Here is a 20509-nt window from a genome sequence, read left to right on the forward strand (position 1 = left end):
CGGCAGGGGCATTGCCGGATTTCGCGCGAGGAGCGCACCCGAAATGCCGGCAGTCGCAACGTCGCTGGTCCAGAGCGAGGCGCAGATCTCGGTCCGCGGACCGATCGCGGCACGAAATCCGCTCGCGTATAACAACTTCCGAAGTTTCCGATCGCTACCGTTCGGCGTCGCGGCCCGGCGGGTCGTGATCGACGGTACGGCAACCGATCCCGCGCACGGGCGAATCCCGGGGCCGGGGCTGGATCGGAACGGTGTACCCGACACGGTGGCGCCGCTACGATGAGACGGTAACTCTCTCAATGGTGTGGAGGAACACGGGATGGGTGCTACCACCGTCGCTCGGCAATGCACGTTGTGTGAGGCGCACTGCGGGATTCTGGTGACCGTCGAGGATGATCAGGTCACGCGGATCGAGGGCAATCCCGACGATGTGCTCTCGCACGGATATATCTGCCCGAAGGCGACGGCGATGGGTGGGCTGCACCATGATCCGGATCGATTGCGCACGCCGGTGCGGCGGGTCGGTGATCGTTTCGAGCCGATCGGGTGGGATGAGGCGTTTCGGGAGATCGGGCTGCGGTTGCGGCAGGTGCGTCGCGAGCACGGGGCCAGCGCGATCGGAATGTACCTGGGGAATCCGGCCGCCCACAGTTCGTCGGTGATCTATGGCGCGCTGCTGCGTACGGTGCTGATGACGCGGAACTTCTTCTCGGCGTCCTCGATCGACCAGTTTCCGCAGGAGTTCGTGGCGTGGCGGATGTTCGGATCGAATGTGTTGATGCCCGTGGCCGATATCGATCGCACGGATCGGCTGGTGATCATGGGAGCCAATCCGGCGGTGTCGAACGGTTCGGTGACCACCATGCCCAATGCGAAGCAGCGCATTCGAGACGTGCGCAAGCGCGGCAAAGTGGTCGTGATCGATCCACGGCGCACCGAGACCGCGCGGCTGGCCGACGAACATGTAGCCATCGCACCCGGTGGTGATGTGTATCTGCTGTTGGCCATGTTGCAGGTGCTGGTCAGCGAAAACCTGTGTGATGAAAGCCGGATTCTCGCGCAGTGCACCGGCTGGGAGGAGTTGCGGGCACTGGTCGCCGAGGTCACACCGGAACTCGCCGAACCGCTCACGGGTGTCGATGCCGAGACGATTCGGCGGCTGGCGCGCGAACATGCGGCGGCGGATTCGGCATTGCTGTATGCCCGGATCGGGATATGCCACCAGGTGACCGGCACGCTGACGCATTGGCTGGTCAACACCATCAACGCGGTGACCGGGAATTTGGATCGGCCCGGCGGGCAGATGTTCGCGACGCCGCCGATCGATGCGCCGCGGTTCGGGAAATATCTGCCCGTGGGGCACGGGGCCTGGACCGACCGCTCCGGCACCTACAAATCATTCCGCTCGGAGCTGCCGGTCGCTGTGCTGGCCGATGAGATCCTCACCGAGGGCGCGGGGCAGATCCGCGCGATGATCACCTACGCCGGTAATCCGGTGTTGTCGACACCGCAGCGCGGGAAACTCGACCCCGCGCTGGACTCGTTGGATTTCTATGTGGCGGTGGATATGTACGTGACCGAGACGACTCGGCACGCGGATATCATCCTGCCGCCGATCTCCCCGCTCGAGCGCGAGGATGTGAATATTCTGTTCCCGGTATTCAGTGTGCGGAACAATCTGCGCTACGACGCCCGCGTTTTCGAACCTCCGGCCGACGGACTCGAGGATTGGCAGATCCTGGCGCGGTTGATCACCGAGGTGGTGCCGCTGCCCGCGCGCCGATTCACCACGCGGGCAGTCAATGCGCTGCTGGCGCAGTTCAGTCCGATGCGGTTGACGACCCTCGCAGTGGCAGCGGGTCCGTACGGGGTACTGCGGCGTGGCCGCGAGGGCTTGTCCGTGGCGAAGGTGCGCGCCGCGGCCGGAGGTATCGATCTCGGTCCGCTGCAGCCGCGATTGCGCGCATTGATCGGCACTAAGGATCGCAGAGTACACCTCGCGCCCGACGATTTCGTCACGGCCGCACGGGAATTACTCGACGACGCGCGCCACGGCAACGCGCTGACCGCTCCCACCGACGACTACGACCTCAAACTCATCGGCCGCCGCCACCTGCGCAGCAACAACTCCTGGCTGCACAATGTCGCGTCCATGGTCAAGGGCCGCGACCGCTGCACCGCGCTCATGCATCCCGCCGACGCCGCCGAACGCGCCCTCATCGACGCCACCCCCGTCACGGTCACCTCCCGCACCGGCTCGATCGTGGTCACCCTGGAGGTCAGCGACGACATCCGCCGCGGCACCATTGCCATCCCGCACGGCTGGGGGCACCGCGAACCGGGTGTCGGCTGGCAAGTCGCCGCCTCCCTGCCGGGGGCGAATGTCAACCTGCTGCACGATCCGTCGCTCACCGATACGTTCTCCGGGAACGCGGCGGTCAACAACACATGGGTGACGGTCGGTCCTGCGGTCACCGCGCCGACAGCATCGGATGCCGATCGCGAGGCTGCACCGACTCCGTAGAGTGCGCAGGTCACCTGGCGCGTTCACCACTGTGTGGCAGAGGTTGACTGTTGAGCCGGAGCGCGCGGCGGAGGTCGCACCTCGGCGGACGCCATCCAGACGAGATCAGGGCGTTTGGACGGTGACGCGGTAGCCGAGGCGGAGTTCTCTGGCGGGGTGGGCGGCCGCGGTGAGGTGGAGCCAGCGGTGCAGACCGGCGCGCGGGTCGGGGACGTAGGCGGCGTGGGTGTTGGTGATACCGAAGGGAAAGTTTCCGGATGCCGCGGTGGCAGTGGCGGTCATCAGATGCATCTCCGCCCATAGACAGGGTTCGGGTGCGTCCTCGGGCAGGGGGCGAGTGTTCGGGAGAAAGAAGCCGAACGGTTCGGCGGGGGCTGCGGAGGCGTGGATGAGCGTGCCGGTGACGAATAGTCGCACCGTTCCGGTATATACCACGCAGTCGGGTGTCAGGTGCAGGGGTTGGGCAGGTTGCAGCTCGAGCCGGAAAACCATGGGCCGACTGTACGGTGTCGCCAGGTGCGCGAAAAACACTGGAGCGTCCCGAAGTTCGGTTGCTCACACACCTGGCGAACAGCTACACCTCGCGCAGCGGTTCTATACGGGCAGGAACATGCTTGTGCCAGGGCGTTCCGGCAATCGCATCACGCCAGCTCGCATCGGTGAGCTCATTCGCGGCCACACCGGTGCGGGTGCCATCTGGCAGGTCGAGGCCCAACCCGTTCGGCAGAGATGCGTGCCCGGCCCGCATGCGATCGTTGATTTCGACCGCGGCGATGGCACTGCCCCGCCGGGTGGTGATGCGGGCACGGTCCCCGGTGGTGAGACCGAGCACGGTGGCATCGTCGGGGCTGAGCCGCAACGCGCCCTCCGGATCACGGCGACGCCAGCTGTTGTCGCGGAAGATCGTGTTGGCAGTAAAGGAACGCCGCTCCCCGGCCGACAGGACGAAGGGGAATTCGGGGCTGGTGTGCGTGGCGGGTGTGGTCGGGAGTTCGCGCAGCGCGTGCAACAATTCCGGGATCGCCAACGGGATTGTCGAGTGTGGCACATAGTCCCAGGCGTCCGGATAGTCGTCGACGGTGAAGGTGACGCCCGAGCGGCCCGCCAGGATGGCATCGAACAGCGCATCGGCATTCCGATGCCCCGCGCGACGCATAGCGGCCGGATGCACCTTCGCGACGCGCTGCGCGAGCGCCCACAGCACGGCGGCCGAACGCGCGCCATCGGGCAGGGTCGGGCCGAGGGTTTCATAGAGCAGGTAGGGGGCGAGGCCGCCGATATTCTTGTCCATGGTCAACAGTGCGGCGAAGGCCAACGCGTGGGGTCGGCGGCCCAGTTTCGCGGCGGTCCGCAGTACCGCCAGCTCGGCACGCCCGACGACTCCGAGTTCGCGAATCAGGCGCGCGTAGATCTCGGGTTCGGGCAATGTGCCGGGTAGCGGGTCGAGCACCGGCGCGCGCAGATGAAAGGTGTTGTGCGGGAACTCCAGATTGAAGAAGGTGGCCTCCCACTTCTCGAACTGGCTGGCCGCGGGCAGCACATAGTCGGCGTGACGTGCGGTTTCGGTGAGCGCGACATCGATGACCACCACCAGATCGAGTGCGTGCAGTGCGGCACGGAAGGCCGCCGATTCGGCGAGTGAGTGGGCGGGATTCGCGGACTCGATGATCATTGCCCGGAACCGGTCGGGGTGATCGGTGAGAATCTCCTCGGCGATCGAATTGCACGGCACCATGCCGCCGAGAATCGGTGCGGCGGTCACCGGGCTGCGTTTGATGTCGCGGCTGTATCCCGCTAACGGCACCATCCACGAATGTGGTTGCATGGCACCGGGTTTGGCGAAGTTTCCGGTGAGCAGCCAGAGCAGCTTGTTCAGGTAGGAGATCAGGGTGCTGTTGGGGCTCTGCTGGACGCCCAGGTCCTCGTAGGTGGCGACACTGCTCGCGGTGCCGATCCGGTGGGCGGCGGTGCGCAGCAATTCCACTGGCACACCGCAGATTTCGGCATAGGACGCGATGTCGATTTCGCGCAACACGGCGGTGACGGCGTCGATTTGGTCGGCGTGTTCGGTGAGGAATGCGTGATCGAGCAGATCATCGCGCACCAGCACCGCGAGCATCGCGGCCAGACACCACGCGTCGGTACCGGGACGGACCTGTAGATGGATATCGGCGAGATCGGCGGTTTCGGTGCGCACCGGGTCGAGCACGATCATGGTGCGCGCGGGATCCTTGGCGATCTGCTGCAGGACGGTGCGGGCGCGCGGCACACCGTGTGACTGCCAGGGATTCTTGCCGAGAAATACCGCAACCTCGGCATGTTCGAAATCGCCGGTGGTGTGTCCGCCGGTCAGATGCGCGTCGACCCAGCCTTCGCCGGTCTTCTCCTGGGCGAGCGCGGTAGAGCGGTAGCGGCTGCCCAGCGCCCGACGCAAGGCGCCGCTGTAGGCGCCGCCGAGGTGGTTGCCTTGTCCCCCGCCGCCGTAGAAGAAGATCTTGTCGCCGCCGTATGTGTTCTTGACCTCGGTGAGCCGTGCGGCGATCTCGGAAATCGCGGTATCCCAGTCGATTTCGGTGAGACTGCCGTCGGCTTCACGGCGCAGCGGGGTGGTCAGGCGGGCACCGCCGTTCTGGTAGTGGTCCAGACGCAGCGCCTTGTTGCAGGTGTATCCGGCCGAGGCGACGTGGTCCTTGTCGCCGCGGATCTTGGCGAAGCTGCGGCCGTCGAGTTGGATCAGCAGGCCGCAGTTGTTCTCACATAGTATGCAGGCGGTCTTGTGCCATTCCTGTTGCGCCGCAGCATCATTGCGTCCAGGCCGCGCACTGTGATCGACTCGGCTGTCTTGTGGTGCGGCGGTACTCATCGATGCTCCTGTGAGTTGTCGTTGATCGAGGACGGAAGCGAAACCGCCGGTGGAAATACGGATGCGCGGGATCAACTGGTCTGGTCGACGCGAGTGCCGTTGATCCACGCCTTCGGCTCGGCCAGGAACGGTGTATCGCCGAGTCGGTCGAGATCGTCGAAGCAGGTCGAGCTCGGCTGCTCGCGACATCGGCGTCTCCTCGGGTCCTGGTGGGTGCGGTGGACCTGCACTCGACCCTGATTATGGTCCCCACCATAATCGGCATGTCAAGGCCCCACCCTGTCGAGATGTTCCATGACATGGCGAGAAAAACGGGCCTGAGCGGGCATTCTTCGCACCAATGAGACCGCCGAATCCGGCCGAAGCGCACTTCGCCGATCGGGTGTCGGGCGCGCTACTGCTTGGAGGCGTCGATGACGGTCGTGAGGTGAGCTTGCAATTCGCGGACGGTGTCCTCGAGCGGTGTGGTGGCACGCTCGACGCGACACAGCGCGATCGCGCCCTCGACGGCGGCGACGGTGAGCGTGGCCATGCGACGCGAACGCACCGCGTCGAGACCGTGACTGATGAGCAGATCGGTGAGTGCGGTATTCCAACGGGCGAAGATCGCCGCGGCGGATGCGGCGAATTCCGGTGCGTCGTCATTGGTTTCAACCGCGACGGCGAAGATCGGGCAGCCCGCGCGGTACTCGCTGTCGAGCAGGGTTCGTCGCCAGAGCGCGACGAACATATCCAGCGCTGTCCCCGGATCGTTCTCGCGGGTGATCGTTTCGATGAATTCCGACATCGAACCACCGGCGGCGCTCAGCGCGTCGGCGATCAACTGGGTGCGACCGCCGGGAAAGTGGTGATAGACCGACCCGCGGGGCGCGCCGGTATCGGCCAGCACCCGGTCCACGCTCGTGGCGCTCGCACCGTGGATGCGCAGGGATTCGATCGTGCCCTCGATCATCCGCCGCCGCGCGTCACGCAGCCGTGGGCGCTCCGGAGCCTCCTTCTTCGATCGGCGTGTCGCTGCCATGTAGCCATAGTATGGGACACCCCATAACGCTGGGGTGCCCGTCTATCGCACGCGGCTGGTGTGGAAATCCAATACCGCGGCCAAGGTCTCCCTGGGGGCTTCGAGCTGAGGATAGTGCCCGACCTTCGGCAACTCGACCACATCCGGATCCGGAATCAGCTCGCGATAGCGGCGCACCATATGCCCACCCGATGCCGGGTCGAGCAGACCGTCGATCAGCCGCACCGGAACCGGGGTGTCGACCAGCGCGCCCACCCAGCGCCGCCGGTTGGCCTTGCGCTCGCCCATATAGCGAATCAGCTTGTGCCCGTTGCTCTTGCCGTGCTTACTGCACCACAGGATCCAGTACTGATCGAGCTCATGGGCACTGGGGCGGGTGGTGGGACCGAAGACACCCGCGAGGCTGCGGCGGAAGACCCGCTCGGTGCCCAGCACCCCGACCAGCGGTCCCAGCGGACTCGCCAGCAACTTCTGCGCCGGACGCGCGCGGTGGGTCTCGGGGAACAGTCCGCCGTTGAGCAGGCATACCGATTCGATCACCAGGGATTCGTCGCCGTCGGCGCGCCGCTGTGCATCGCGTGCCAGCAACTCCTGGGCGACGGTGTCGCCGTAGTCGTGGGCCAGGATGTGTGTGCGGGAAATCCCCTGCTCACGCAGCAGGTTCTCGTGGAGATCGGCCTGATCGGCGATCCGGTAATCGTAGTTGCGGGGTTTGGCCGACCAACCGAAGCCGATCATATCCGGGGCGATGAGGCGCGCGAACCGCTCGCGCAGACCCGGCCATAGGGCATGCCAGTCCCAGGACGCGGTGGGGAAACCGTGGATGCAGAGCAGATTTCCGGCACCGTCGCCGGTGCTGTCCTGCCAGAAGATCTGATGGCCGCGGTGGGTGTGGCGGCGACCGCTCGCCCGCCAGGACGCAAACTCTTCCATGTCTACCTCCTTCGTGCCGACAACTATTGCGCGCGAACGCTACCGCCACAGGCATTCCGAGGAACTGAACCGCACTGTCCGTGTCACGTACCGCATGGTCTTTTCGAGCCGGATGTTTGCTCTGCGAGAATGCCATAGTGCATGTCGCGATCGGCCTGGTTGTTCTAGTCGCGTCGGCGGCGTCGCTCGCGGCGCTCGCGCGACGGTTCGGGATATCCGAACCGCTGGTATTGACGCTGGCCGGAGTGGTCGCGTCGTATTTGCCGCATGTTCCGCAGGTCCACCCGGATCCCGAGGTCATCCTGTTGGGTTTCCTGCCGCCGCTGCTCTACACTTCCGCGATTCGCACCTCCCTGGTCGACTTCCGGGCCAACGCACGCACCATCGCACTGCTGTCGGTGGGGTTGGTGCTGTTCAGCACGTTCGCGGTCGCGGGGGTGGTGTGGTGGCTGCTGCCGGTGCCGTTCGCGGTGGCGGTGGCCCTGGGCGCGGTAGTCGCGCCGACCGATGCGGTGGCCGCTACCGGGATCGCGCGGCGCATCGGCATGCCGCGCCGGATCGTCACCATCCTCGAAGACGAGTCGATGTTCAACGACGCCACCGCGCTGGTGACGGTGCGCACCGCGATCGCCGCGGCTGCGGGCACGGTGTCGGTGTGGAAGGCCGGTGGTGACTTCCTGCTCGCCGCGGGCGGTGGTGCGGCGGTGGGCATCGTGGTCGCCTATCTGCTGGCGATGCTGCGGCGGCGCATCACCGATCCGGTGCTGGACACCACGCTGTCGTTCCTTGCGCCGTTCGTCGCCTATCTGCCCGCCGAGGGTATCGAAGCCTCCGGTGTGATCGCGGTGGTGACCTGCGGCATGGTCCTCGGCCACGGTGCGCCGGTGTGGCAGAGCGCCGCCTCCCGGATTGCCGAACGCACCAACTGGCGCACCATCCAATTCATTCTCGAGAGCGTTGTGTTCCTGATGATCGGGCTGCAGATGCGCGCGATCATCGAGGGCGCGTGGGACAGCGGCCTCGACCACTCCACGCTGATTGTGGCGGCGGTGGCGGTCATGGTGGCGGCGATGCTGTCGCGGCCGCTGTGGGTCTTCCCGGTCGCGCTGCTCTCGCGCAAGCTCGGATTGTCGAATGCCGATGTGCCGGTGAGTCATCCGGTGGTGGTGTCGTGGGCGGGCATGCGCGGTGTGGTCACTCTGGCCGCGGTGTTGTTGCTGCCCGCCGACACCCCGCAGCTGCCGGTGCTCAAACTGCTCGCGCTCGTCGTGGTCGCCGGAACGCTACTGCTGCAAGGGACTTCACTGCCCTGGGTGGTGCGGTGGCTGCATGTGCGCGGTCCGAGTCGTGCGGAAAACGCGCTACAGAAGGCGAACCTGCTGCAGCAGGCGACCGCGGCGGGACTGGCCGAGCTGGAAAAGCACATCACCCCGGATACGCCGCCGGGTGTCGTCGAGACACTGCGCGATCGGGTCACCTGGAAGACCAACGCGGCCTGGGAACGCCTCGGCCGATCGGAATCGGAACTGGCGACACCGACCGCCGAATATCGGCGGCTGCGGCTGGAAATGTTGCGTGCGGAACGGGAAACGGTTCTGCGCGTGCGGGATTCGGGTGGCGCGGACTATGAGATCCTGCAGTACGTGCTGTCGCGGCTCGATCTCGAGGAATCGATGATCGACCGCTTCGACGAAACCGAAGAGGAGCGCGTCGAACCGCTCGCCGCCCCCGCGGCGGCCGATAGCTGCACGCATTTGGAGTCCGCGCCGCTGGTGCGTGAGCCCACCGAACCCGACGAGTGCAAGGAATGCATCGCCGAGGGATACACCTGGGTGCATCTGCGAATGTGCCTGGACTGCGGGCACATCGCCTGCTGTGACTCCTCGGTGGGCAATCACGCCACCAAACACTATGGCAGCACCGGACATCCGGTGATGCGCAGCGTGGAGCCGGGCGAGGCGTGGCGGTGGTGCTATGTCGACGAGCTACTCGGCTGATCGGCGGGCGTGGGAGTAGATCAACCGCGCGTACTGGGCCAGCAGTTGGTCCAGTGAAATGTCCTCCCCGCCCGCGGCGATCTGCTGGTAGCCGATCAGCATCGACATGCCGAGCGCGGTGACCACCGCGGTGGTCTGCTCATCGCCCACAACGCCTTTGATCGCCTTGTGCACGGTGCGGCGGCGCGATTCATCGACCCGCTTGAGCGCCAGATTCACCGATTCGTCATTGGCGGCCCAGGCGCGGATCGCGGCCTCGGCGGCATGGTGCAGGCCCGCGGCGAGATCGGACATGGCGCGGATGTCGTCGTCGGGATTGCCCTGGTTGAACTTCAGCGTGCGCAGGATGACGACCTGGCGGTTCTCCCAATGCTCGAGCAGCGTGTCCACGAAGCCCTGCCAGCTGCCGAAATGGTGGTAGAACGAACCGCTGGTGACACCGAGTCGGCGACACAGCACGCCGATATTGAGGCCTTTGAAGCCGAGTTCGGCCAAGACCTCCAGAGCGGTGTCGAAGTACTGCTCCTTGGTGACCACTCGTGACATTTCGCAAGCGCCGTTTCTGTTCGTGCGGGCAAGGCGGAGGACCAGACAGTACCTCATCGTATTGCCGTCGCGCTGAAACGTAACGAAGTCCACGCATCGGCGTCGCCGCGCCGCGAAAGTACCCGTGACCGGGCGAAACATGCAGTGGCATAGCGGAAGCGGGTTTGCTGATGCGAGGCAGATTTATAACAGAGCAATTGCTCTGTTATAGTCGTGGCATGCCCCGCCCGCGAACCCACGACCCCGACACCGTGCTCGATGCCGCGGAGTCGCTGGCGGTGCGCTCGGGTCCCGCGGCGGTCACCATCCGGGCCGTCGCGGCGGCGACCGGTGTATCCAACGGCGCGATCTATCACACCTTCGGTTCGCGTGCCGAACTGCTCGGACGCAGCTGGTTACGGGCGGCGGGGCGGTTTCTGCGGATGCAGACCGAGTCGGTAGAGGCACATCTCGCCGCCAACGCCGGCGCCCCACGCGCGCTCGAGGCGGTGGTAGCCGCGGCCGAGACGCCGGTGGAGTTCGCGCGGCGATACCCGGACTCCTCGAAGCTGCTGCTGACCGTCTCACGTGACGAACTGCTCGGCGACGAACTGCCCGAACAGGTCGTCGCCGAACTCGCCGGAACCGACGACGCGCTGGTGCGACTGCTCATCCGCCTGTCACGTGCCATGTGGGGCCGCGGTGACGCCGCCGCGGTCGATGTGATCACCACCTGCGTCGTCGACCTGCCGACCGGCATCCTGCTGCGCCGCGACCGAATCGCGAAACCCATTGCCCGCGACCACCTTCGCGCCGCCGTGCGTGCAGTGCTCGCGGTCGGCCCACCCGAATCAACCCCGGAGTAGGAATATCATGAGCACGCTGAGCTACCACGAAAAGATCGCCGTCCTGGACCTCGGTGACGACGAAAACCGTTTCACCCCGGAGTTTCTCGACGCGGTCAACGCCCATCTCGACACCGCGCTCGCCGAGGGCGCACACGGCCTGGTGACCACTGCGACCGGCAAGTTCTACTCCAACGGCCTCGACCTGGACTGGCTGGTCGCCAACGGTGAGCGCACTCAGTGGTACATCGGCCGAGTACAGGCACTGTTCGCCCGCGTGCTCACACTGCCCATCCCCACCGCCGCCGCATTGCCCGGCCACGCCTTCGGCGCGGGAGCCATGCTCGCGCTGGCCCACGACTATCGGGTGATGCGCGCCGACCGCGGGTTCTTCTGTTTGCCCGAGGTCGATATCCGCATCGTGTTCACCCCGGGCATGGCCGCGCTGATCCAGTCCAAGCTGACACCCAAGGCCGCCGTGGCCGCGATGACCACCGGTCGCCGCTTCGGCGGAATCGATGCCTCGGACCTGGATATCGTCGACGCCACCGCGGGCGAAGCCGCGGTCGCCACCGCCGCCCTCGCCATGCTCGCCCCGCTCGGCGGAAAGGATCCCGCGACACTGGGCGCGATCAAGAACATCATGTTCGGTCCGGCCGTCGCCAAGCTGACCGAATCCGCCTCGTAGACGGTCGATTCGCCGCCGCGGCCAGCGGGTTGCGCTACTCGGATCCGCTGGCCGGTGTATCCGTCAGGTGCTTGTCGAAGAACGCGAAGATGCGGTGCCAGGCATCGCGGGTAGCTTGCGCGTCGTAGCCGAGGCCGGCGACGCGCAGGACCGGGTCGATGCCGAAGACGTTCGCGAAGCCGTGCATGGTGCCCGGATAGGTCTTGATGTCGTGCTCGACGCCGAGATCGGTCAGCGCACGATCGAGCTTGCGGCCGGCACCGACCAGCGACAGATCGCGCTGGGCGTAGCTGGCCACCACCGGGCATGCACCCTCGAGCTGGGCGCGGTAGTCGCCATAGAGGCCCGGATAGAACGGTGCGGACGCGTCGAAACCCATTGGCGCGGTGAGCAATGCGAAGCCACCGCCCATACAGAAGCCGATAACGGCGGTCTTGCCGGTGCAATCGGGATCGACGACCAGTCGGTCGCGGGCGGCGAGGATCTCCCGGATCGTCGGACTCGCGCCGGTGAAGATCAGCGACCGCATCACCGCACGGATACAGCGCACCCGGCCATTGGCGAACAGATTCGGGGCAATCGTGAGATAGCCGTAGTCGGCCAGCATTTCGACATTGCCGCGGATATCCTGGCCGAAGCCGACACCGTCGTGCAGCACCACGACACCGGGCCACGGACCGTTCCCGGTCGGGCGGGCCAGAATCGCCTCGACAGCGCCGTCCGGTGTGTCGAGCTCGATGGTGTTCATGCCAGCAATGTAGGCCACTGTCCCAGACGTGTACAGCTATCGCGTGGCGAGCCCGGTTGTGCGATGCGAATTTCGGCGTTTGAACGTGAAATGCCGGTGCCGGGGCCTGGGGTTGGTTTAACCTCTGCCGGACGCGGTGTCCCCGGTCAGCGCGTTGTTCGAGCGAAAGGCGACATGTTCATGTTTCGGCTGCCGCGGCGCGCCCTCTGCGTCGCGACCACCCTCGCGCTCACCATGTTCGCGGCCTCGGCACTCGTCGCGGCCGACAGCGGTGACTACGCCGAATTCGATCCCGACCCGACCGGCGACGCCTACCTCGATCAGCATTTCAATACCGACGGTCTGCCCAACGGTGCGATCCTGGCATCGCGGTCGGTGCAGATTCTGCCGCCGCTGGCCGCCACCAACGACTTCGCCGCCTGGCAGGTGTGGTTCAAATCCACTGCCGCCAACGGCAGTTCGATCGCCGCGATCACCACGATCATGAAACCGAAGACCTGGAACGGCCGCGTCGTCAGCAACAACTACGCGATCGACAGTGTCGGGCTGCAATGCAATCCGTCCTACCAACTGACCCACTCGGTCTCCATCGAAGCGCCCGATATCACCCGCCAACTACTCGGCCACGGTTACGCGGTCGTGATGACCGACTATCAAGGCCCCAAGATGGCCTATGCGCACGGGCCCACCCAGGCACGCGAAGTGCTCGACGGAATCCGTGCCGCACTACAGTTTCCAGCGGCCGGACTGGCAGGCAGTGCGACCACGATGATCGGCTACAGCGGCGGCGCGATCGCCACCGTATGGGCGGCACAGCTGCAGCCAACCTATGCCCCCGAACTGCGGATCCTCGGCGCCGCCGCCGGTGGCACACCCGCCGACCTGAGCCTGCTGCGCAAGACGATGGACGGGAAACCACCCGCCGGGGCGCTGTATCTGATGGCGGCGCTCGGGGTCACCCGAGCTACGCCCGAAGCGTTCGACCTGCTCAACGACATCGGAGTGCGGACCGCGCAGGAGAACAAGAACCTCTGCTCGAGCGCCGCCCTGCTCGGTGCTGTGCCGGTCGCGCTGCGGACATTGACCAAGGTCGACCCATACCCGACCGAAGTCGTCCAGCGGATCTACCGCGAAACCAAAGCCGGTGGCCTGACCCCGACGATGCCGATCTACCTGTGGCACGGGCTCTTCGACGAATGGATTCCGGCCGCCGGCGCACAGGCGCTACAGCAGCAGTGGAAGAGCGCCGGGGTGGACGTGTCTCTGACCTTGCTGCCGTGCGACCACGTCACCTGTGCGTTCACCCCCGGGGCGATCGATCGGATCGACAAGTGGATGGGCCTCGCCTAACCGCGTCGTGCGACATTTCCGGCACCCGAGAGCAGATTCGACTTCGGTGACCCTTAGTACGGACCCGGTGCGTAGCAGCGGCGACTCATGTGCGAATCTTGAGGTGTCGACTCAGGGAAAGGGCTGCTCATGACGCTCGGTATGGTCCTCGGCGACTTCGGTGCTCGCGCTTCGACGCGGAACCGCTAGTCCGTCCTTACAGCCCCGCTGACTCAGGCCGTTCTACCGCTCCTCGTCGAAGTGCTCGCCGTGCCATCGCACGTCCGATCACGAGGAGCACCCCATGTCGACCATTCACTGGACCGAAGCAGACACCGAACGCAGCGCACAGTGGTATTCCGAAAGCGCGGCGACAGCGCCCGCGCACGTCACCATCGCCGATGACCGAATGCGCGCAGATACCGCCTACCGCCTGGCCTGCCAGGGCACGGCGCTGCTGTGGCGCGGCGATTTCCACAACGCGCGCCAGCTGTTGCGGGCATTGAGCCGCCGCATCGACCGCAAACCCCCACCGGCGGGCGCGGACCCGACCGAATCCTTTCACCTGTATCGGCGGGCGCGTGGGCAGCGGGCTCGGGTGTTGGGCCGGCTGCTCGTGCAGTTGGAGCCGGACCATTCGCTGGCATTGCGGCGCGCACCCGATGTGCGGCAGGCGTGCACCGAGGCCTATGGCTCCGCGCGCGAGCCGATGGTAATCGCGTTGACCGAACTACTCGGCGCGATCGGGGCGCACGAGTGGCGCGAAAATGGTGTCCCGGTAGCTGCCCTCGGCGCGCGGATCCACCCGCACTACGGGGTGTTCTCCCCTGTACGCGGCGAATACATCGATCTGGTCGCGAAGGCGCCGTTACCGGTCGAACACCACACCGCCTTCGATCTCGGAACCGGAACCGGCGTGCTCGCGGCCGTGCTGGCCCGCCGCGGCGTCGACCACATCGTCGCCACCGATATCAATCCGCGCGCACTCGCCTGCGCCCGCGACAATATCGACCGCCTCGGTCTCACGAACCGCATCGATGTCCAGGGCCCCGGCCTGTACCCCGGCGGCCGCGCACACCTGATCGTCTGCAATCCGCCGTGGCTCCCGGTCCGTCCGACCTCCGCCGTCGAACAGGGTGTCTACGACCCGGACAGCGCCATGCTCAGCGCCTTCTTGAGCGAACTCCCCGCGCACCTCGAACCCGGCGGTGAGGCCTGGCTGGTCCTATCCGATCTGGCCGAACGCCTCGGCCTGCGTACCCGCACCGAACTTCTCACCGCCATCGACTCGGCAGGCCTGCACCTCATCGACCGCATCGACACCAGGCCCCGCCACTCCCGATCTCGCGACACCACGGACCCGCTGCACGCAGCCCGAGCCGCAGAAGTCACCTCCCTGTGGCGCCTGGCCACCCAGATACCGTGCCAGCAGCCGGAATTCGTCAAAGCCACTGGCTGATCCTGTCGGTGGCGGGTCCATCCCGCGAAATCCGGTGAAAACGGCACGCGGGATCGGGTGGCAACTTACGGTCGGGAAGAAAATGTGGGCGTAGTGATTGTGGTGTGCGATGACCGAACCGAATACCTCCTGTGCCGCCTTCCAGCGGGTGGCGGCGATCGATCCCGAGGCGATCGCGGTGCGCTCCATTGGTGGCGGGCACGCGTTGACCTGGCGGGAGTACGCCGAGCAGGTTCGCCATATCGCGGCGGGACTGCATGCGCTCGGCATCGGGCGCGGGGATACCGTCGCGCTGATGATGGCCAATCGGGTCGAGTTCTATCCGATCGAGGTGGGCGCGCAGCACACCGGCGCGACCTCGTTCTCGGTGTACAACACCCTCGCGCCCGAGCAGCTGAACTATGTGTTCGGCAATGCGGGCAATCGGGTGGTGATCTGTGAGGAACAGTACGTCGAGCGGGTGCGCACCTGCGGTGCCCAGATCGAGACCATCGTGTGCATGGATGCCGAGCACGCCGCAACGATCAGCCTCGCGGAACTGAAGGCCAAGGGCCGCAACGATTTCGACTTCGAGGCAACGTGGCGGTCGGTGCGGGCCGACGATATCGCGACGCTGGTCTACACCTCCGGCACCACCGGAAATCCCAAGGGTGTCGAGATCACCCACGCCAACCTGACCGCCGAGGCGCATGCCTTCAACGCCGTCCTCCCCGTGGAATTCGGCGACCGGCAGACCTCCTACCTGCCGACCGCTCACATGGCCGACCGGTTCACCGCGCTATATCTACAGGAGTACTACGGCATCCAGATCACCGTCGTGCCCGACCGCGACCAACTGCCGGCGGCGCTGCGGGATGCGCGCCCGACGATTTGGGGTGCGGTGCCGCGGGTGTGGGAGAAGTTCAAGGCCGCGGTCGAATTCTCGGTCGCCAATGAACCCGACGAAACCACAAGGGCCGCACTGCAATGGGCACTCGGTGTGGCCGCACGCAAGGCCGCCGTGCTGCTGGAGGGCGGGACCGTCGATGCGGAGTTGGCCGCCGAATGGGCCGAGGCCGACCAGTCGGTGCTGTCGAAGCTGCGCGCCGAACTCGGCCTGGACCAGGTGAAGTGGGCGATGTCGGGCGCCGCGCCGATACCGCCGCAGACTCTCGGCTTCTTCTGCGGCCTTGGCATCCCCATCTGCGAGATCTGGGGTATGTCCGAACTGACCTGTGTGGCCAGCGCTAGCCCACCCGCCGAGGCGCGCCTGGGAACCGTCGGACGTATGCTGCCCGGTTCGGAGGCCAAAATCGCCGACGACGGCGAATTCCTGGTCCGCGGACCGCTCGTCATGAAGCGCTACCGCAAGGATCCGGGCAAGACCGCCGATACCGTCGACGTCGACGGCTGGCTACACACCGGCGATATCCTGACCCGCGACGCGGACGGCTACCTGCGCGTAGTCGACCGCAAGAAGGAACTCATCATCAACGCGGCGGGAAAGAACATGTCCCCGGCCAATATCGAGAACACCATCAAGGCCGCCACCCCACTGGTCGGCTCGATCGTCACCATCGGCGACGCCCGTCCCTACAACACCGCCCTGATCGTGCTCGACGCCGAATCCGCGACACCCTATGCGGCCCAACGAGGTCTGCCCGACGCCTCCGCCACCGCCTTGGCTGCTGACCCCGGCGTCATCGCCGAAATCGCCCAGGGTATCGCCGCGGGCAACGCGAAACTGTCCCGAGTGGAACAGATCAAACGCTTCACCATCCTGCCCACCTTCTGGGAGCCCGGCGGTGACGAAATCACCCTCACCATGAAACTGCGCCGCAAGCCCATCGCGACCAAATACGCCGCCGAAATCGAAACCCTCTACACCCCAACCCTATCCGCCACCACCCACGAACCCGCCACCCAAGTCCCCTCCGAGGTCTGACCCGGACAAGCGATCACCATGTCACGGTGGCGGCGAACGTCGAGAGTGCCTGGCCGCCAGCACGTTCTCACGCCTCGGCGCGGAGGGCTTCGACGGGGCAGGTGTCGATGGCGAGTTGGGCGTCGGGGTGGTCGCGGGTGGGGATGGGGGTGGTGAGGATGCGGACTTTGCCGGAGTCGTCGACCTGGAAGATGTGCGGAAGGAGGGCTTCGCACATGGCGTGGCCTTGGCAGCGGGTTCGGTCGGCAGTGATTTTCATGCGGGCCGCCGTGTTTCGACGCGTGCGGCTTGCAGTTGGATCGGGAGGCCGTCGAGTGGGATGGGGCCGGTCGCCCAACCCATCGGCGGCGCATATCCGGCGGGTACCGACCATTGGTAGTGCAACAGCATGCGATGCATGATCGCCTTGACGGTCATACCGCCGAAGTACAGGCCGATGCATTTGTGGGCTCCGCCGCCGAAGGGCGCCCAGACGTAGCGATGGGATTTGTCCTCGTGGCGTTCGGCGGTGAATCGCTCCGGATCGAAGACATCCGGGTCACGCCACCAGCGGTCGATGCGCATCGCCGAATGCGAGCCGATGACGACGATGGTGCCCGCAGGGAGGAAGTGGCCTTGAATCGAGGTGTCGCGCACCGTCTCCCGGATCTGCTGGCCGACCGGGGAGTACATCCGCAGGATCTCCTTGAACACCAGATCCAGAGCGGGCAGCCGGTCCAGATCGTCGTAATCGAGCCAATCCTTGCCCAGCGCTTGCGATTCGGCGCGCAGCCGGTCCTGCCATTCGGGGTGCAGACCGAGTTGATAGCCCATCATCGCCAGTGCGATGGTGCTGGTGTCGTGTGCGGCCATCAGGACGAAGATCAGGTGGTCGACGATGTCCTGATCGGTGAAGGTGTGGCCCTCGTCGCTGGCGGTGTGGCACAGCACGCTGAACAGGTCATCACCGGTACCGGCGCGTCGGGCGGGCATTTCCCGGCGGCAGTAGTCCTCGAGTACCTTGCGCCCGCGCAAGCCCTTCGCCCACACACCGCCGGGCAGATTGGTGCGCACCAACGCCTGTCCGCCGCGCACCGCATCGATGAACGCACGTTCGAGCCGCGCTGCCTCGGGGCCGAGGCGTGCGCCCATGAAAACCTCCGATGCCATGCGTAGCAGCAGGTGTTTCGTTGCCGGGAAGAGCTGAAACTCGTTGGCGGGCACCCAGTCGTCCATGCCGCGGGCGATCGCCGGTGTGGTGATGTCGAGGTAGCCGACCAGCCGCTGCCGGGTGAAGGCCTGCTGCAGGATGCGCCGGTGGTAGCGGTGCTCGTCGAAATCGCGCAGCAGGATGCCGCCACGGAAGAACGGGCCGATGAAGAAGTCGTAGCCGCCCTTGGCGGAGTACACCTTGTCCCGGTCCGCGAGCACCTCCTCGATCGCCTCCGGGCTCACCACCATCACGACCTGACGCCCGAGCAGTCCGGACCACTGCACGGGACCGTATTTCTCGAAACGCCGCCGAGCGAAATCGAGGTTGTCCGTCATGGCTGGGAGGGCGTGCCCGATCACCGGTAAGCCGTAATCGCCTAGTATCGGCCGCAATTGGCTACCGACGGGTGGTTCGGCGAGGGCTCGGGTCCGTGTCGGATAGCGCTCGGCCAGCGCGGATGCGGCGTACTTTGCCCGTCGGCCCATCGTCGACATCATGCGTCCTCTCGCAACCTTGCGAAAATCATGTGATCCACACCATACAGGAATCAATGGTTTCCGTAAACGATTGTTTCCTGATTTGCCTGCGGCATACTGAGCCTGTGACACGGGCAGCGACCGGGATCTACCGCGGCGCCTCCGCCGAGCAGCGGCGCGAGGAACGCCGCCGTCGCCTGATGGACGCTGCCCTGGACATCATCGGCACCCAGGGCTGGGCGACCACCACGGTGCGCGGAGTCTGCGAACAGGCCAAGGTCGGCCCACGCTTCTTCTACGAAAGCTTCCCGGATCTCGACGCCTTGGCCGCCGCGGTGCACGACGAGATCATCGATACCGCTGTCCGCAGTTCCCTCGACGCGCTTGCCGCGGCACCGGAGGGGATTGCGGCGAAAACGCGCGCGGCGGTAACCGCCATCGTCACCTCCGTCATCGACGACCCCCGCCGCGCCCGCATCGCCTTCGCCGAAGCCCACGGCAGCGATACCCTGATGCGCCGCCGCGCCGCCGCCATGCGCACCATCGCCGACGTCGTCGCCGATCAGGAACGTGCCCTGCTCGACCCGCCGCCGGGCAGCGACACCCTGGTGCGCGCGGTCTCGCTGATGATCACCGGAGGCGCCGCCGAACTGATCCTGGCCTGGCTCGACGGCGGCATCGACGTCACCCGCGACGAACTCATCGACCTCTGCGTCGAATTCGTCCTCACCTTCGCCGACAACCTCGCGACCATGGCCGCCCGCCTCCCACCCAAACCAGCCCCCTGAACGGCCCTGCCGTCTGGAGGAATCTGTGCGGCAGAAGGTTCGGACGAATGGCCCTCGCAGATCGGGCGAGCAGCTGTAAGTCGCTGTGGGAGTTGGGGTTACAGCGGGAAGGTCAGGCGGTGGGGGTTGACGTAGTCGAGCGGGTCGTGCAGAGGGCGCAGGTTCGGTCGGTGGTCGGTGGGGATGCGCGACAGTTCGCCGCGCAGTCGGATGTCGTAGGTGGCGGCGGAGGCGGTCAGGCCGGGAAACCAGTTGTCGTGGTGGGTGGGGACGAACAATTCGGGGCGGATGGCCTCGATGTAGCGGCGGGGATCGCGAAGACCGTTGGTGATCTGGTTGAAGCCCTGGACCGCGCCGATCTGGACGTCAGTGGGTGGCAGGTCGGCGAAGACGTCGAAGACCTGCGGGGCCTTCTCCGTGAGCGGACCGGAGGAATCGTGCCAGACCAGCGAGAATCCGGGAATGCGGAATTGGTAGAGCAGGCTACCGCCCTCCGGATCGTTCAGGCGCGCCGCACTCTGCAGAACACCGGCCAGCGTCGGTGGATGCCGCACCAGCGCGCCCAGCTCCGGTAGCGGGAAGAACGGCGCCGACCCGCCGGGCCGCTCGGGAGCGGTGGGCGCGGAGTGCACGTGACGGATAGCGGTGACCTCGACCGGTCCCACACTGAACTCGTGCCGTTCCCCTGGCAGCGACGTCCCATCCCCGAGCGCGACCGTCCGGAATGTCGAATCCGCCACCTGCGCGCGGATATTCACGCCGTGCTCGGCGGTTCCGTACACGACTGCCCCCGACGCCTCGGCGACCCGCCCCGCATCAGCGGCATGATCGAAGTGCCCATGCCCGATGAAGATCGCCTCCGGCGCCAGATCCGCCAGATCCTGCGCCGTCGCGGGCACATAACCGGTGCTCGTCAGCCGCGGCACCCACGCATCCAGCAGAAACACCGACCCGGCCACGGCGAACGCATAGGTCGTGCACCCTACCCAGGACAACACCACCCGATCCGCACGTACCGCACCGGTATCCGGATCCACGACATCGGCCCCGAAAAACCGCACCCGCGCCGCCACCGTCCGCGGATCCGCCTGCGCCGCCGAGGCCTGCAACCGCCCCGCCGCACGAGCGCCGATCACACTACCGAGCGCAGCCCACCGTCCCACCAAACCCCGAGGATGAATCCCACACACCCGTGTA

Annotated in this window: 18 protein-coding genes; 9 read left to right on the top strand and 9 right to left on the bottom strand. The window is 66.2% G+C overall.

The features are described 5' to 3' along the window. The first annotated feature begins 43 nt into the window (after positions 1–43). Both ACIBI6_RS07640 and ACIBI6_RS07645 read left to right on the top strand, forming a co-directional pair. Positions 44–283, top strand: coding sequence for a hypothetical protein (locus ACIBI6_RS07640; RefSeq protein ID WP_364348148.1), 240 nt, complete (start codon positions 44–46; stop codon positions 281–283). 36 nt (positions 284–319) lie between these two features. After that, positions 320–2524, top strand: coding sequence for a molybdopterin oxidoreductase family protein (locus tag ACIBI6_RS07645; protein ID WP_396955578.1), 2205 nt, complete (start codon positions 320–322; stop codon positions 2522–2524). A gap of 105 nt (positions 2525–2629) precedes the next feature. Here ACIBI6_RS07645 and ACIBI6_RS07650 read toward each other — a convergent pair whose 3' ends face one another. The 4 genes from ACIBI6_RS07650 to ACIBI6_RS07665 all read right to left on the bottom strand — a co-directional run bounded on the left by ACIBI6_RS07650 (position 2630) and on the right by ACIBI6_RS07665 (position 7341). Continuing rightward, entirely contained in the window at positions 2630–3016 is a 387-nt protein-coding gene (locus ACIBI6_RS07650; protein ID WP_364348154.1) for a hypothetical protein, read from the bottom strand. Positions 3017–3098: 82 nt separating this feature from the next. Beyond that, positions 3099–5387: a molybdopterin-dependent oxidoreductase gene (locus ACIBI6_RS07655; RefSeq protein ID WP_396955579.1), complete on the bottom strand. Its 2289-nt coding sequence runs from the start codon at positions 5385–5387 to the stop codon at positions 3099–3101. A 394-nt stretch (positions 5388–5781) separates the two neighbouring features. Beyond that, positions 5782–6408 carry a TetR/AcrR family transcriptional regulator gene (locus tag ACIBI6_RS07660; protein WP_364348160.1) on the bottom strand — a complete coding sequence of 209 codons (627 nt, stop codon included), beginning with the start codon at positions 6406–6408 and terminating at the stop codon, positions 5782–5784. A 42-nt stretch (positions 6409–6450) separates the two neighbouring features. Further along, positions 6451–7341, bottom strand: coding sequence for an alpha/beta hydrolase (locus ACIBI6_RS07665; protein WP_364348163.1), 891 nt, complete (start codon positions 7339–7341; stop codon positions 6451–6453). A 137-nt stretch (positions 7342–7478) separates the two neighbouring features. Here ACIBI6_RS07665 and ACIBI6_RS07670 point away from each other — a divergent pair, with 137 nt between their 5' ends. Continuing rightward, positions 7479–9338: a Na+/H+ antiporter gene (locus tag ACIBI6_RS07670; protein ID WP_364348166.1), complete on the top strand. Its 1860-nt coding sequence runs from the start codon at positions 7479–7481 to the stop codon at positions 9336–9338. Here the strand turns inward: ACIBI6_RS07670 and ACIBI6_RS07675 are convergent. Then, positions 9327–9884, bottom strand: coding sequence for a TetR/AcrR family transcriptional regulator (locus tag ACIBI6_RS07675; protein ID WP_364348169.1), 558 nt, complete (start codon positions 9882–9884; stop codon positions 9327–9329). The two genes, ACIBI6_RS07670 and ACIBI6_RS07675, sit on opposite strands and share 12 nt — an antisense overlap. 218 nt (positions 9885–10102) lie before the next feature. On the opposite strand from ACIBI6_RS07675, the gene ACIBI6_RS07680 reads away from it, so the two are divergent. Next, on the top strand, positions 10103–10729 hold the full coding sequence (locus tag ACIBI6_RS07680) for a helix-turn-helix domain-containing protein (RefSeq protein ID WP_364348172.1): 627 nt from the start codon (positions 10103–10105) through the stop codon (positions 10727–10729). A gap of 7 nt (positions 10730–10736) precedes the next feature. Then, positions 10737–11396 carry an enoyl-CoA hydratase-related protein gene (locus ACIBI6_RS07685; RefSeq protein WP_396955580.1) on the top strand — a complete coding sequence of 220 codons (660 nt, stop codon included), beginning with the start codon at positions 10737–10739 and terminating at the stop codon, positions 11394–11396. Positions 11397–11430: 34 nt separating this feature from the next. On the opposite strand, the gene ACIBI6_RS07690 is transcribed toward ACIBI6_RS07685, so the two are convergent. After that, the gene (locus ACIBI6_RS07690) at positions 11431–12144 is read right to left on the bottom strand and encodes a dienelactone hydrolase family protein (RefSeq protein WP_396955581.1); all 714 of its coding nucleotides are present in this window, start codon (positions 12142–12144) and stop codon (positions 11431–11433) included. Between the two features lie 180 nt (positions 12145–12324). On the opposite strand from ACIBI6_RS07690, the gene ACIBI6_RS07695 reads away from it, so the two are divergent. The 3 genes from ACIBI6_RS07695 (at position 12325) to fadD11 (ending at position 16856) form a co-directional block, all read left to right on the top strand. After that, entirely contained in the window at positions 12325–13494 is a 1170-nt protein-coding gene (locus ACIBI6_RS07695; protein ID WP_396955582.1) for a lipase family protein, read from the top strand. Between the two features lie 283 nt (positions 13495–13777). Further along, positions 13778–14932 (top strand): methyltransferase, encoded by a 1155-nt coding sequence (locus ACIBI6_RS07700; protein WP_396955583.1) that lies wholly within the window; start codon positions 13778–13780, stop codon positions 14930–14932. Positions 14933–15041: 109 nt separating this feature from the next. Beyond that, a complete protein-coding gene (gene fadD11, locus ACIBI6_RS07705) occupies positions 15042–16856 on the top strand; it encodes a fatty acid--CoA ligase FadD11 (protein ID WP_396955584.1) in 1815 nt (604 codons plus the stop codon). A 67-nt stretch (positions 16857–16923) separates the two neighbouring features. Here fadD11 and ACIBI6_RS07710 read toward each other — a convergent pair whose 3' ends face one another. Further along, positions 16924–17115 (bottom strand): ferredoxin, encoded by a 192-nt coding sequence (locus tag ACIBI6_RS07710; RefSeq protein WP_364348187.1) that lies wholly within the window; start codon positions 17113–17115, stop codon positions 16924–16926. Beyond that, the gene (locus tag ACIBI6_RS07715; RefSeq protein WP_364348190.1) at positions 17112–18533 is read right to left on the bottom strand and encodes a cytochrome P450; all 1422 of its coding nucleotides are present in this window, start codon (positions 18531–18533) and stop codon (positions 17112–17114) included. The genes ACIBI6_RS07710 and ACIBI6_RS07715 overlap by 4 nt, the downstream gene beginning before the upstream one ends. Before the next feature lie 116 nt (positions 18534–18649). Here ACIBI6_RS07715 and ACIBI6_RS07720 point away from each other — a divergent pair, with 116 nt between their 5' ends. Then, positions 18650–19312 carry a TetR/AcrR family transcriptional regulator gene (locus tag ACIBI6_RS07720; RefSeq protein ID WP_396955585.1) on the top strand — a complete coding sequence of 221 codons (663 nt, stop codon included), beginning with the start codon at positions 18650–18652 and terminating at the stop codon, positions 19310–19312. 98 nt (positions 19313–19410) lie between these two features. Here ACIBI6_RS07720 and ACIBI6_RS07725 read toward each other — a convergent pair whose 3' ends face one another. Continuing rightward, on the bottom strand, positions 19411–20448 hold the full coding sequence (locus ACIBI6_RS07725; RefSeq protein WP_364348196.1) for an MBL fold metallo-hydrolase: 1038 nt from the start codon (positions 20446–20448) through the stop codon (positions 19411–19413). Positions 20449–20509 lie beyond the last annotated feature (61 nt).

Origin of the sequence: Nocardia sp. NPDC050412 (assembly GCF_044458825.1) — a bacterium.
Taxonomy (GTDB): Bacteria; Actinomycetota; Actinomycetes; order Mycobacteriales; family Mycobacteriaceae; genus Nocardia.